The sequence below is a fragment of the Sphingomonas sp. CL5.1 genome (assembly GCF_013344685.1).
In the GTDB taxonomy this organism is placed as follows: Bacteria; Pseudomonadota; Alphaproteobacteria; order Sphingomonadales; family Sphingomonadaceae; genus Sphingomonas.
In genome coordinates this window covers 3,543,972-3,556,883 of the sequence record NZ_CP050137.1, presented here as the reverse complement: position 1 = coordinate 3,556,883, position 12,912 = coordinate 3,543,972, and the positions used below count along the sequence as shown (strand labels likewise).

Sequence of the window (12,912 nt, the reverse complement as noted above, 5' to 3'; positions counted from 1 at the left end):
GCTTCCTCTCGTCTTGAGTCGATGGAAGCGATCCTAGAGAAGCGAGGCACCACCCAGACTGAACCTGCCCGTTCAGTTTCGGTTTAAGCCCCTTATCTAGGGATGGCCGATGCGTATTCTCCTTGTCGAAGACGATCGCGACCTCGGCCCCGCCATCGCGCATGCCTTGCGCGGTGAGAATTTCGCCGTCGATCTGGTCGCTGATGGTATCGATGCCGCCCATGGTGGCGAGACCGAGCATTATGATGCCGCCATCCTCGATCTGGGTCTTCCCGGTCTCGATGGCGTCTCGGTCCTGAAGGCCTGGCGCGCCGCCGAACGCCCTTTGCCCGTGCTGATCCTGACCGCGCGCGCGGGGTGGTCGGACAAGGTCGCGGGCTTCAAGGCAGGCGCTGACGATTATCTCGTCAAGCCGTTTCGCGTAGAAGAACTGGTCATGCGCCTGCGCGCGCTCATCCGCCGCGCGGCCGGGCATGCCCAGCCGCTTCTGGATTGCGGTCCTTTGACTTTCGATACGCAGACCGGCCAGTTCGAACTCGCCGGCCTGCCGCTCAGGCTCACCGCATTCGAATGGCGCGTCCTGTCGCAGCTGATGCTGCGCAGGGACGTCGTGATCGAGCGACTGGAGCTGCTCGAGCGCGTCTATGAGGGCGATGCCGACGTCGATTCCAATAGTCTCGAAGTGATCGTGGGACGCCTGCGCAAGAAGGTCGGTCCGCAACTGATCGAGACGATCCGCGGACGCGGCTACCGCCTGACGTGTCGGACCTGACCATGCGCCAGCTCTTTCGATCGCTGCATGCGCGGATGCTGGCGCTTTCCGTGGTCGCGACCCTGATCGCGTTGCTCGTCGCGGGGTGGGCGATCGCGGGCGTGCTCGAGCGCTTCGTGATCGAGGGCCTGGATCGCCGGCTCGATTCCGAGGTGTCCCTGCTGGCCTCCGCCGTGGACGCAGACGGTAGTATCGATCGCACGCGTCTTCAGCAGAACCTGGGGGCGCTGGAAGGAGCTGGCGGCTGGCGATGGCGCATCGTCGCGCCCGGCCAGACACTGCAATCCAGCGACTTTCCGCGCCTTGACCCAGGACCACCACGTCCACCGGCGCCGCTGGACAGTGCGGGGGCAGGTGGTCCGCGGCCGCCGGCAGTGGATGACGAACGACTCCAGCCGCTCGAAGGGATAAGCGAAGATGGCGTTCGAGTGCATGCGCGGGAACTGACGATCGAGACCCGGCGGGGTCCCGTGACGTTGACGGCCGCGGCGCCCCGCGCCGTCGTAAGCCGGCCGATCCGCGAAGCGCTCATGCCTTTGCTGCTGACGCTTCTCGTACTAGGCGTGGTGTTGGGTGCAGCCGCGCTCTTGCAACTGCGGGTCGGGCTTCGCCCGGTGCGGCAATTGCGCGATCAGGTCGCGGCGATCCGGTCGGGCGGCAGAAGCCGTGTCGATGAGGGCCAGCCGACCGAGCTTCGCCCACTCGCCATCGAACTCAACCAGCTCGCCGAGGAAAATCGCGCGGCGCTTGCCGCTGCGAGGCAGTCCGCAGCCAATCTCGCACATTCGCTCAAGACGCCGGTCTCCGCGCTCGCGATTCAGCTTATCGATTTTCCCGAACTTGCGGCACAGGTTTCAAGGATCGACACGACGATCCGCCACCATCTGGCCCGCGCCCGATCCCAGGCCGTAAATCGCCGTATCTCCACGCCGTTGGCACCCGCGATCGACGACCTTGTGACTGCAATTCGCGGGATCCACGCGGATCGGGAACTGGAAATCGTGACGGATATTCCGGGAAATCCGGCCGTCGCGGTTGATCCTCAAGACCTGGACGAACTGATCGGCAATCTTCTCGACAATGCAGCCCGACATGCGACATCGCGTGTCTCGCTGTTCGCCAGACCAGGTATCGACGGCACGCGGCGAGTGGCGATCGGGATCGCGGACGATGGCCCGGGCATAGCGGAGCATGAGCGATTACGGGCAACGCAGCCTGGCACGCGGCTCGACGAGCGAGGAGATGGTCACGGCTTCGGCCTCTCGATCGTCTCGGAAATTGCGGCGTTATATGGTGCGACAGTGGAAATGCGCGAAGCCGAAGGTGGTGGCTTGCTGGTGGTCCTCACGCTTCCCCGCAGTGAAGTCGAGGGCGATGTGTGAAAAGCCCGTAGGCACGGTTTAATGCCACACCGGTCTTTTCAAGCAGGATGCCCCTTCAATGGGCGATCTATCCAGCACTCTGCTTGCTTGCTGCCGCTATTCTCGACTCGCGTTTGTGCCAACTGATGCCGAGATGGAGCGTTTCACGACACAGGGCCAGCCTTCGTCGCCATCAGCGCGCTCCCGCGAGCGGTCGTTGCCTTGCAATCCGGCGGCGCTATGCGATCCTGTCGGCGGATGATGGCAGGAGAGGCCCATGATCTCCTTTTTCCGCGCTGTAACCTGCGCGCTTGCGACCGCGCCGATGATGCTGGCACCGTTACCCGCACAGGCGCAGCCCAACGCCAAGGGTGCGGTGGTCGCCACGACCGCGCTTGGCGGCGCGCCGTCCGGGGCATCGGCACATCGCATCCGCTATCGCTCGTCCGATCAGAACGGGAAGCCGGTCATCGTCACCGGCGCGGTGATCGTGCCGCGTGGTCCGGCGCGGGCAGGCGCGCGCGATGTCGTCGTCTGGGCGCATGGCGCGTCGGGCGTCGCGGAGACTTGCGGCCTGTCCGACAAGCCGGGCCTGTATGACCAGATCGCCGGCCTGAACGCCTTGCTCGCGGCGGGCTATGTCGTCGTCGCCCCGGACTATCAGGGACTGGGTAGCCCCGGCCCGCACCCGTTCCTGGTCGGAAAAGCGGCCGCGCATAATGTGATCGACGCGGTTCGCGCGGCGCGGGCGATGCCGCAGGCTCATGCCGGGCGGCGCTATGCCGTGTTCGGGGAGTCGCTGGGCGGCTATTCGGCGCTGTGGGCGGGGGCCGAGGCTGCGGCCTATGCCCCTGAGTTGCAGCTGGTCGGGGTAGCCGCCGCCGCGCCGCCGACCGACCTCAAGGCGAATCTTACCGGCGGCACCAATGCGGCGGTGCGCGCGTTCCTGACCGCCTACACCGCGAGCAGTTGGGAAAAGGTCTATGCCCTGCCGCTGATGACGGTGGTGAAGCCGCACACCGCCTCGCTGATCCATGCCCTCGCGCGCAATTGCGTGACGCTCGACGGGTTCAAGCTGAGGACGAAGATCGGAATGCTGCGGCTGGCGGGGCAGTTGCGCAACGTCGATCTCGCCGCTTCCCCGCGTTGGGCGGCGTTGATTGCGCGCAATTCGGTCGATCCCGCGCGGCTGACCGTGCCGCTGTTCATCGCGCAGGGATCGAAGGACGCGATCGTCGCGCCGGATGTGACGCGCGGCTTCGTCGACGCTTTATGCCGGCGCGGCGCGGCTGTGCGATTCATGCCGATCGAGGGCGGCGATCACGTCAGCGTCGGCAAGCGGTCGGCCAGTGAGGCGGTGGCATGGATCGGCGATCGCTTCGCTAACCGTCCAGCGCCGAGCAACTGCGGGGGTGGGTGACGGAGCGGCGGCGGTCCTTGGCCGATAGTGGCACATCGGCCAAATAGGCTGCCGCGATCGTCTGCGTGGGAATGCGCCACCGAACAGCGCGGCCATTGTATTCGTGCCGGCGACTTGACGGCGGTAGTGCCATCGCTTCCTGCCGCTGCCGAGCACCTCGATTGTCAAGCTGGGGGTCAACAGATCGGCCAGCAATCCCTTCTGTAACGCGTCGATCGACGCGGGCGTCGATGCAACTTTCTTCGCCATAACTCCGGGTCGGCTCTCCGTGCGGATAAATCATGACGGAAATCATGACGGAATAGCCGTCCAGCCAGGTCGAACCGAGAAGAGCCGGGTCTAGCTGACGTAGCGCCTGAATCTGCCGTAACGTTCGCACTGGAACCGAAGCTAGAGGACTCGGTTGGCTGGGGCGGCAGGATTCGAACTTGCGTATGACGGTACCAAAAGCCGTTGCGGTATTGATCCGCCGCGCCTCAACACTTCCGAGACCCGAAGATTTCTGCGGATTTAGAAGTCTAGTCGACTTGTGAGCCGGCCGGAAGAAAAATCATGGCGGAAATGCTGGCGGTTTTCCTGCTTCGTATCCCTATCGGACTGTGAAGTTCGGAGACGATATTCGATCGCTCCTGACCACCGAAGAGAACGGCGCGCTGATCTGGGCACGTGAGCAAGACGGGGTTATTCCGGCCGGGATGTCTTCGGGCCCGATGGCACATGGCTTACCGAAACGCCGATCATCAGCGTCGCCACCCCATATATCCGTCGGTCAACGGGATGATCCGTCCAATCTTGCGGAAGGCTCTCCTGCAAGGCGCGCGCGATGCCTGCACCCGGATCGAGCCAGGGGTGACGTTCACGGCCATGGAACTCTACGAAGTTTGCTTCAGCGACGGAACGTTCGGGCGCTATAACCTGCTGATCGGGTCGATCCCAAGACCCGTTTGGTGCTGTTCCTCGATGCGCCGAAGCCACAATTCACCGGCCAGTTCGCATGGCGATACAATTTCGATTGCCCGCCCCACCTCGCGCGTGGCCAGATCCATGCTGGTTTCAGGAGCAAGAAACCGCTCTGAGGCCATTGGAATAGCTGTCTGCCGCGAACGTTACGTGCTTCACGCGAAAAAGCGATGTAACAGTAGCTCAGGAAGGCAGCGCGCGTTCCCGGCCTTTTGCCAGATCAAGCGCGACGTCGACGATCATATCCTCCTGACCGCCGACCATCTTGCGACGCCCCAGTTCGACAAGGATCGAGCGAGTGTCCAGGCCATATTCGGCCGCCGCCTTCTCCGCATGTAGCAGGAAGCTGGAATAGACACCCGCGTAACCAAGGCTCAGCGTCTCGCGGTCCACGCGCACGGGGCGGTGCTGCAGCGGGCGAACCAATTCCTCGGCCGCGTCCATCAGGGCATGAAGGTCGCAGCCGTGGTGCCAGCCGATACGATCGGCCGCGGCGATGAACACCTCGAGCGGCGCATTGCCGGCGCCCGCTCCCATGCCGGCGAGGCTGGCATCGACCCGGATCGCTCCGGCCTGCACGGCGACGATTGAATTTGCCACGCCGAGACTGAGATTGTGGTGGGCGTGGACGCCGCGTTGCGTTTCGGGCTTCAGCACCCGATCATATGCCTGCAAACTTGTGGCATATTGGTCCATGGTCATCGCACCGCCGCTGTCCGTGATGTAGACGCAATGGGCGCCATAGATCTCCATCAGCAGCGCCTGCTGCGCCAGCGCGTCGGGCTCGGCCATGTGGCTCATCATCAGGAAGCCGGAGACATCCATGCCGAGTTCGCGCGCCGCCTCTATGTGCTGTTTCGCGACGTCTGCCTCGGTGCAATGAGTAGCGATACGCACCGATCGCACGCCCATTTCGTAGGCGTGCCGCAGATCGTGGATGGTGCCGATGCCGGGCAGAAGCAGTGTCGTAAGAACGGCATGTTCTAGCACTTCGGCGACGGCGCCTATCCAATCCCAATCGGTATGGGCGCCGAAACCATAGTTGAAGCTCGAACCGCGCAGTCCGTCGCCGTGCGCGACTTCGATTGCATCGACCCTGGCCCGGTCCAATGCCCTGGCGATCGTCTTGACGTGGTCGAGTCCATATTGATGGCGAATGGCGTGCATGCCGTCGCGAAGCGTCACGTCCTGGATATAGAGCTTGGTGGCGGATGGATCGGACATCAGGCGGCCACTCCCTCGCGCATGTTCAAGGCCATTCGCTCGGCCGTGCGCAACGCAGCCGAAGTCATGATGTCGAGATTGCCAGCGAAAGCAGGGAGATAGTGCGCCGCGCCCTCCACCTCGAGGAAGACGCTGACCTTTATTCCGGTGTAAAAGCCGCCCTTGTCATCGTTCATTTCGGGAATGTGCAACGGGTTGTTCGAGCCGATATGCTCGAACTGTACCGGCTGCTTGAGACGATAACCCGGAACATAGGATTGCACTTCGACAACCATAGCCTCGATGCTCTTGCGGATCGCTTCCTGATCGGCGTCGTCGCACAGGCAATAGACCGTATCGCGCATGATGAGCGGCGGTTCGGCCGGGTTCAGGACGATGATGGCCTTGCCCCGTTCCGCCCCGCCTACCTCGACGATCGCGCGGCTCGTCGTCTCGGTGAATTCGTCGATATTGGCGCGCGTGCCCGGACCGGCCGACTTCGACGCGATGGATGCGACGATCTCCCCGTAATGGACCTTGGCGACGCGCGACACCGCAGCGACGATGGGAATGGTCGCCTGACCGCCGCAGGTCACCATGTTCACATTGGGGGCGTCGAGATGCGCGCCGCCATTGACCGGCGGCACGACATAGGGGCCGACCGCCGCCGGCGTGAGATCGACGACGCGTTTTCCCGCCGCTTGGAGAAGCGCATTGTTGCGTTGATGCGCGCCGGCCGAGGTCGCGTCGAACACGATCTCGATCCCGGCGAATTCGGGCATCGCCGCAAGGCCTTCGATGCCCTCCGCGGTGGTTGCGACGCCCAACCGGGCCGCGCGCTTCAATCCGTCGCTTTCCGGATCGATCCCGACGAAGGCGCCCATCTCAAGCACCTTGGAAAGGCGCATGATCTTGATCATCAGATCGGTTCCGATGTTGCCGGAGCCGATGATCGCAACTTTGGTCCTGGTGCTCATGCGCGGTCATCCGAAAAGGTGAAGCTGCACGATCCGAGTCCGCCGATGCTCGCCTTCACATGGTCGTCCGGATTGATCGTCACCATCGGCCCGAGCGCGCCCGTCAGCACGATATCGCCGGCCTTCAGCGGCTCGCCGCGCCGGGCGAGCGTGGAGGCGAGCCAGGCCGCGGCGTTCAGCGGATGCCCCAGACACGCCACGCCGGCGCCCAGCGAGGCCACAATGCCATTGATCTCCAGCGCCATGCCGCACGTCCACAGATCGAGGCCGGCCAGCGGCTTGCGCGTGTCGCTCAATACGTAGAACGCCGAAGAGCCGTTATCCGCGACGGTATCCGCGAAGGTTATCTTCCAGTCGGCGATCCGGCTGTCGACGATCTCGATCGCGGCGGCCACCGATCCTACCGCTTCGGCGACTTGCTCGGGCGTCGTGTCCGGCTCTGGCAGATCGTTCTGCAGCATGATCGCCACTTCGGCCTCCGCCTTGGGTTGCAGGACCCTGGATGCGAGCAGCGATCCTCCATCGGCGATCGCCATATCGGCGAAGAGCACGCCGAAGTCGGGTTGATCGACGCCCAGCTGGTTCTGGACGGCCCTGGCCGTCAGGCCCACCTTCCGGCCGACGATCCGGCGACCTTCACTTTGCCAGTGCGCGGTGTTGATGGCCTGGACGGCGTAGGCACCGTCCGCGTCGGTCGGCATCAGGCCGTCGCGCAGGGGAGGGAGGGCGCCGCTGGTGTAGGCGTCGCGCAGGCGGGTGGCGAGGTCGTGATGGGTCATCCCCGTCATGGCTATTCCTTCTATGTGGAGACACGCCGACCGAGCGCGGCGGTCAATTCCGGCAACAATGTCCTCGCGTCGGCGACGACGCCCAGTTCGGCAAAGCGAAAGATCGGTGCGTCGCGATCGGCGTTGATCGCGACAATGCGGGTAGCGGAGCCAATGCCGGCGAGATGCTGCGGCGTTCCCGAAAGGCCGACCGCGAGATACAAAGCGGGCGTCACGAATTTTCCCGACTGGCCAATCTGGCGGGAGACCGACGCCAGGCCGAGGTCAATCGCGGGCAGGCTTGCGCCGACCGCGCCATCGACCTGCGCCGCGATCCGGTCCAGCAATGCGAAACCCGTTTCGTCTAGGCCGCGGCCGCCGCTTACGACGATGTGCGCGCCTTCCAGTCCGATCCTGTTTCCCGCCAGTGGCGAACGCGCGACCGGAACGGATGACGGTCGGCCGAGCGAGATCGTTTCGGTCCCGGCGCAAGGTTCGCGCATGGTCGCAACCGCGATGCCACGCGCCAGCCGGACCTGAAGGGAGATCCTGCCCCCATAGGCCATTCGTGTCGCCACGAGCTTGTCGTCTTCGATGGCGAAGGCAGATAAGCGGCCGAGCAAATAGTCCCCGTGCAGGGCGGCGAAGGCACCCGCCAGCGCCTCTCCCTCTCCGCTCGCCGGAAAGACGAGCAGCGTGCGCTCCGCAAACGAAGGTTCCGACGCAACCTCGGTGCCCGCGACCATGACGTTGACGATCCGCCAGCCGCTCATCTGCGCGCTTCTATCAGCAAGTCCGCGAGCTGCTCGGCCTGCTCCGTATTCGTGCCCGCAAGGAGCCGGCACGATATGGTTTCGCGTGCGCTGGAGAACGCCGACACCCCGTGCAGTTCAAGATCAGCCTGCCGGCACGACGGCGGGTTGCGTCTTGCGATATGCGCCTGGCGGGCGATCACGACGTTCTTCATCAGCGGCTTGCGCAGACGGGTCCGGCGATCGTTGGTGACGCTGGCAAGGATCGGGCGATCGGCGATGAGGCGCTCCTCGTATCGTCCCGTTTCGCGCAGCAGTTCGACGGTGTCGGTCACCATGACCGATTGGACGCATCCGAAGAATGCGAAGCCGAGCAAGGCGGCAAGCATCGGCGGGACAAGGCCATCGTCGCAATCGCCGAACTCGCGGCCGATCAATATGAGATCGGCATCCCTGATTTCGCCAGCCATCGACCGGGCCGCCGCTCCCTGATCCCACAGCGCGTCGGCCGTGAGGATGGCGACATCGGTGACGTTGAACGCAACGATCGATCTCGCCAGCCTTTCCGCCTCGCCGCCGCCGACGACGAGCGCGCGGACATTGGCGTCAGGCAAGCCGTCCCTGATCTTCAGCGCGATCTCCAGCGCGGCCTCGTCGAACCGGCTCAAGATCAATCTGCCCGCGTCGCGCACCGGCAGATTCCGCCCCTCCGGCGCTATCGGCCATTTGGGGTCCAGCACGCCCGCGACGAGCACCAGAACGTTCATCGCGCGGCGATCCCGAGCACGGCGAGCCGCCCGAACACCACCGCCTTGCCGAGCGCGGAGCCCGTCATATATGCGGCGCCGTGGAAGCCGCCGGTCACCTCGCCGGCAGCATAGAGACCCGGAATGACCTTGCCGTCCATGTTGAGGACGCGAGCATCCCGATCGATGCGCAGGCCGCAATAGGTGCCGAATACCACCGCGGTCGAAGGATAGGCGTAAAAGGGTGCTGTCTCGATTTTCCGTAGCGCGCCGAAATGGTGGACGAGATGCTTCCGGCCGAATTCGGCATCATGGCCGTCATCGACCGAGGCATTGTAGCGGCTCACGGTGGCTTCGAGCGTTTCGGGATCGACCTCGATCTGCGCGGCGAGTTCGGCCAGGCTGTCGGCGACGTAAAACAGCCCTTCCTCCAGCCGCCGCCCGAAATCGAGGATGCGAACGCGATTGTCGCCGGTGTCGAATATCCCCTGATCCATGATCTGATAGGCCGTGTGCCAGGGCTGCGCCATGACGGCGTCCCCGAGCAGCTTGTACGAGATGCTCTCGTCGACGAATCGCCGGCCGTCCTGATTGACCGCGATGGCGCCCTTGTAGACCGCCTGAAGGCTGTGATCGTTGGTTTCATCTGTGGGATGCTTGCCAAAGGTGCCCTTGATGAATTCCATGTCCCGCACATCGGCGCCGAGCTTCCGGGCCATAAGCAGGCCATCCCCCTGCGAACCGGCGCCGGCCACGAACACCGCCTCGGCGAGATGCGGCGCATAACGTTCGAGCAATTCGGCATTCCGGGCGAAGCCGCCGCTGGCAATCAGGACGCCCGATCGCGCGTCGATGATATCGCCGTGCGCAAGCGCGACGCCGGTAACGCATCCCGAGCCGTCGCGAACGAGCGCCGTGGCGGACGTATTCGGCCGATAGGCAACCAGACCTGTCGCTTCGGCGGCCATCCGCAATTGACGGACCATGTCGGCGGGATCGACGGTATGCACTCGCGGCAGCGATTGGCCGGAAGCGGTCTCCAGAACGGGGCTGAAACGCACCCCCGCGTCGTTCAGCCAAGCGTATGTGGCCAGTTGGGCATCGCAATAGGCGCGGACCAGCGATTCGTCGTTCACGTCCTTGCCGACCTCGCGCAGGTCGTCGAACAGGATGTCGGGGCTGTCGGCAATGCCCTGCGCGATTTGCAGATCGGTTCCGGCAAAGGCGAGGCAACCGCCGCTCAGCGCCGACGAGCCGCCCGAATCGGGCAGCTTTTCGAGCAGGGTGACTTCGAGCCCGCGTTGGGCTGCCGCGAGCGCGCCGGACCAGCCGGCTGCTCCGCCGCCGATGACGATGAGATCGCTCATATCCGGTTCAACCCGTAGAATTCGAGGATCTCATCGCGCCGGGCCGGATCGGGCGTAGCGTCGAAATAGCCCTTTCCGGCCGGCGCTTTTCCCGCGCGGCGTTCGTCGACGGCCGACTCTGCCGCGCGGACCCACGCGCCGAGCGAGTCGATCACCGGAACGCCGTCCACGGATGAAATTCCGTTCATGGCCAGCAACACGTTCAGCGGCGCCTCGCCCGGCACGATCGCTTCGGCACCACCGGCGATCAGGCGTCGCGCGGCTGCACGAAATCGATCGATCAGCGGCCCGGGGCTATCGAAGGCGCTGAGCACGTCGTTGAAGCGGAAGCCGACGTCATGGACCCCGACCAGCCGACAACCCAGCCCGTGCCGCCGGACGTTGTCGCGGTACAATTCGGCCAGTTCGGGGATGAAGACGAGGGCACCGAAACGCCGTCCGTCATCGACCGCGGCCCGCGCCGCGCATTCGCCGTAACCGACCACGGGGATCGAAACCAAAGCGCGGATCTCGCGCAAGCCGGGTTCGGGCAGCGTGCTCAACGCATAAGCGTCATAGCCCTGGCGCTCGGCGGCCAGCGCACCTTGCAGGAACTGGATGGAATGCAGGAACTGGAATCCGACGTGCTTGATGTCGTTACCCGGATAGTTCGTGCGATAGGTGCCCGCGCGCATCCCGTGCATGTCGATCACCGTGTCGGGCCGGGACACGCGCCGGAAGTGCCGCCTCAGCGCCTCGTCATAAGCGGCGAGATCGCTGAGGACGGTGAAGCTCTGATGCCAGATACGGATCGACATGGGAGAGTCAGCCCTGATCCGGCCTGGCGTAGAGCATCGGCGGCAGGTCGCCGCTCAGCAGGTAACCGCCGAGCGCGCCGGCATTGTTGTCGGCATCCTGCGTGATGTGATTGGCCGCGACCAATGTGTCGCGCAGATAGCGCTGGATCGGGTTTGATCTGTAAACGCCGCGCGCGCCGGTGCATTTGTAAAGAGTCAGGACGGCTTCCTCGCATTCCCGCCCGATCCGCGCCATATCGAGCATGTAGTGGATGCGATCGTCGATCGAGATCAGTTCGCGCTTTTCGACGATGCTGGTCGCATGCGCCATCATCTGCTCCATGCGCGCACGGCAAGAGCGGACGCGGGTCACGGCGTTGGCGAGCCGATCCTTCACATAGGGGCTGAGCGCGGTCCTCGCGCCGGTGCCATTATCGCTGCGTACCTTCATCTGGTCGATGAAGACGTCGATCGCGCCTTGCGCGAACCCGATGATAACGGACGAAACCGACGAATAGAAGACCATCGCGAACGGGAAAAGATAATTGGTGCCGCGATGATCGAGCTTGTAGTCGATCATCGAATGGGCGCGGTGGTCGGGAACGAAGGCATCCTTGATCAGCACGCTCTTCGAGCCCGTGCCGGCGAGGCCGAACGTGTACCAGTCGTCGATGATCTCATAATCGTCGCGCTTCACGAGCAGGGCGTGGCGATCGACCGGAACGCCCTTCTCGTTACGTTCGAGCGCGCCGATGAACGCCCAGGCGCCGTGGTCGCTGCCGCTTGAGGTGGGCCAGCGCCCCTTGAGTTGCCAGCCGCCCGCGACCTTCGTCAGTTCGCCCATCGGCGGATATGAGGAGGCGATGATCGTCTCGTCGTCTTCCCCCCAGACGTCCGCGGCGGCGCGCTCGTCCATCAGGCCGAATTCCCAATTGTGCACCCCGAGGATCATCATGCTCCACGCGCTGGCGCAGCATCCGCGGCCCAGTTCGCCGAGGACACGCATGAAGACGATCGGGTTCATCTCCCAGCCGCCGAATTTCTTCGGCTGGAGGATACGGAAGAACCCGGCATCCCTGAACATCGCGATGACGTCGCCGGGGACCTTCCGCGCCTGTTCGATTTCGTCGGCGCGGGCGCGCAGGGCGGGGACCATCGCGGCGGCGCGCGCAACGAGTTCCTCGCTGGTCGGAATTGCATCGCCGGCCGGCGTTGCGATAACGGCAGTTGTCATTGTTCGCTCCTTCGGGAATTCCGGTCGTCGGGGCGGCGCTCCGTCAGAAATGCCCCGTCGAAATAGATCAGCGGCTCGCCGCCCGGTTCACGCAGCAGCACGCCGAGCACGTCGCACACGAAGACCTCGTGCGTGCTCGCCTCCATGCTTTCGACGACCAGGCAGTCGAAACTGGCGAGCGCGTTGGCGAGGAGTGGCGCGCCGGATGTCGTGGTCAGCCAGCTCCCGTCCGCAAACTTGTCTTCCGGCCGGACGCCCCCAGCGAACCGCTTCGCGAGCGAGAGACAGTCTTCGCCGAGCACGTTCACGCCCAGCACGCGCGATTTGGATATGATGCCGTGCGCCCACGTCGAACGATTGATGCAGACCAGCAGCCGCGCCGGTTCGGCGGTCACCGACGCGACCGCCGTCGCCGTCAGCCCGGCCCAGCCCTCGCGTCCCTGGCCGGGCGCGACCGAGGTGATGATCGTGCAGGCGCCCGCCAGCCGTCGCATGCCCTGCCGGAACAGCTCCGGCGTTGACGCGGTGGCCGGAGCCGGGCCCTTGTCCGGGGGGAGGGCGGGGGCCGTCGCCATGA

At 64.6% G+C, this 12,912-nt stretch carries 12 protein-coding genes; 3 read left to right on the top strand and 9 right to left on the bottom strand.

The window, feature by feature from the left end:
* Positions 1-109 precede the first annotated feature (109 nt).
* From F9288_RS17110 to F9288_RS17100, 3 genes are all read left to right on the top strand, one after another.
* Positions 110-772: a response regulator transcription factor gene (locus tag F9288_RS17110; protein ID WP_174837897.1), complete on the top strand. Its 663-nt coding sequence runs from the start codon at positions 110-112 to the stop codon at positions 770-772.
* Positions 760-2,154 carry a HAMP domain-containing sensor histidine kinase gene (locus F9288_RS17105; protein ID WP_254620923.1) on the top strand — a complete coding sequence of 465 codons (1,395 nt, stop codon included), beginning with the start codon at positions 760-762 and terminating at the stop codon, positions 2,152-2,154. Before F9288_RS17110 ends, F9288_RS17105 begins: the two co-directional genes overlap by 13 nt.
* Positions 2,155-2,410: 256 nt before the next feature.
* The gene (locus F9288_RS17100; protein ID WP_174837896.1) at positions 2,411-3,553 is read left to right on the top strand and encodes an alpha/beta fold hydrolase; all 1,143 of its coding nucleotides are present in this window, start codon (positions 2,411-2,413) and stop codon (positions 3,551-3,553) included.
* Between the two features lie 1,143 nt (positions 3,554-4,696).
* Here the strand turns inward: F9288_RS17100 and dmpG are convergent.
* Genes dmpG through F9288_RS17055 form a run of 9 tightly spaced genes read right to left on the bottom strand, consistent with a single transcriptional unit; the run spans position 4,697 to position 12,910 of the window.
* Positions 4,697-5,737, bottom strand: coding sequence for a 4-hydroxy-2-oxovalerate aldolase (dmpG, locus tag F9288_RS17095; RefSeq protein ID WP_174837895.1), 1,041 nt, complete (start codon positions 5,735-5,737; stop codon positions 4,697-4,699).
* On the bottom strand, positions 5,737-6,693 hold the full coding sequence (locus F9288_RS17090; RefSeq protein ID WP_174837894.1) for an acetaldehyde dehydrogenase (acetylating): 957 nt from the start codon (positions 6,691-6,693) through the stop codon (positions 5,737-5,739). The genes dmpG and F9288_RS17090 overlap by 1 nt, the downstream gene beginning before the upstream one ends.
* Positions 6,690-7,472: a 2-keto-4-pentenoate hydratase gene (locus F9288_RS17085; RefSeq protein ID WP_174839147.1), complete on the bottom strand. Its 783-nt coding sequence runs from the start codon at positions 7,470-7,472 to the stop codon at positions 6,690-6,692. Before F9288_RS17085 ends, F9288_RS17090 begins: the two co-directional genes overlap by 4 nt.
* Positions 7,473-7,492: 20 nt before the next feature.
* The gene (locus tag F9288_RS17080) at positions 7,493-8,233 is read right to left on the bottom strand and encodes an electron transfer flavoprotein subunit alpha/FixB family protein (RefSeq protein WP_174837893.1); all 741 of its coding nucleotides are present in this window, start codon (positions 8,231-8,233) and stop codon (positions 7,493-7,495) included.
* Entirely contained in the window at positions 8,230-8,979 is a 750-nt protein-coding gene (locus F9288_RS17075; protein ID WP_174837892.1) for an electron transfer flavoprotein subunit beta, read from the bottom strand. Before F9288_RS17075 ends, F9288_RS17080 begins: the two co-directional genes overlap by 4 nt.
* Complete coding sequence (locus F9288_RS17070) at positions 8,976-10,325, bottom strand: flavocytochrome c (protein ID WP_174837891.1); 1,350 nt, start codon at positions 10,323-10,325, stop codon at positions 8,976-8,978. The genes F9288_RS17075 and F9288_RS17070 overlap by 4 nt, the downstream gene beginning before the upstream one ends.
* The gene (locus F9288_RS17065) at positions 10,322-11,122 is read right to left on the bottom strand and encodes an aspartate/glutamate racemase family protein (RefSeq protein ID WP_174837890.1); all 801 of its coding nucleotides are present in this window, start codon (positions 11,120-11,122) and stop codon (positions 10,322-10,324) included. Before F9288_RS17065 ends, F9288_RS17070 begins: the two co-directional genes overlap by 4 nt.
* A 7-nt stretch (positions 11,123-11,129) precedes the next feature.
* Positions 11,130-12,335: an acyl-CoA dehydrogenase family protein gene (locus F9288_RS17060; protein ID WP_174837889.1), complete on the bottom strand. Its 1,206-nt coding sequence runs from the start codon at positions 12,333-12,335 to the stop codon at positions 11,130-11,132.
* Entirely contained in the window at positions 12,332-12,910 is a 579-nt protein-coding gene (locus F9288_RS17055) for a flavin reductase family protein (protein ID WP_174837888.1), read from the bottom strand. Before F9288_RS17055 ends, F9288_RS17060 begins: the two co-directional genes overlap by 4 nt.
* Positions 12,911-12,912: the final 2 nt, after the last annotated feature.

Coding starts and splice junctions, on each gene's coding strand:
- F9288_RS17090 (WP_174837894.1), bottom strand. CDS start 6,693: ATGAGCACCAGGACCAAAGTTGCGATCATCGGCTCCGGCAACATCGGA.
- F9288_RS17080 (WP_174837893.1), bottom strand. CDS start 8,233: ATGAGCGGCTGGCGGATCGTCAACGTCATGGTCGCGGGCACCGAGGTT.
- F9288_RS17100 (WP_174837896.1), top strand. CDS start 2,411: ATGATCTCCTTTTTCCGCGCTGTAACCTGCGCGCTTGCGACCGCGCCG.
- F9288_RS17085 (WP_174839147.1), bottom strand. CDS start 7,472: ATGACCCATCACGACCTCGCCACCCGCCTGCGCGACGCCTACACCAGC.
- F9288_RS17055 (WP_174837888.1), bottom strand. CDS start 12,910: ATGGCGACGGCCCCCGCCCTCCCCCCGGACAAGGGCCCGGCTCCGGCC.
- F9288_RS17070 (WP_174837891.1), bottom strand. CDS start 10,325: ATGAGCGATCTCATCGTCATCGGCGGCGGAGCAGCCGGCTGGTCCGGC.
- F9288_RS17065 (WP_174837890.1), bottom strand. CDS start 11,122: ATGTCGATCCGTATCTGGCATCAGAGCTTCACCGTCCTCAGCGATCTC.
- dmpG (WP_174837895.1), bottom strand. CDS start 5,737: ATGTCCGATCCATCCGCCACCAAGCTCTATATCCAGGACGTGACGCTT.
- F9288_RS17075 (WP_174837892.1), bottom strand. CDS start 8,979: ATGAACGTTCTGGTGCTCGTCGCGGGCGTGCTGGACCCCAAATGGCCG.
- F9288_RS17110 (WP_174837897.1), top strand. CDS start 110: ATGCGTATTCTCCTTGTCGAAGACGATCGCGACCTCGGCCCCGCCATC.
- F9288_RS17060 (WP_174837889.1), bottom strand. CDS start 12,335: ATGACAACTGCCGTTATCGCAACGCCGGCCGGCGATGCAATTCCGACC.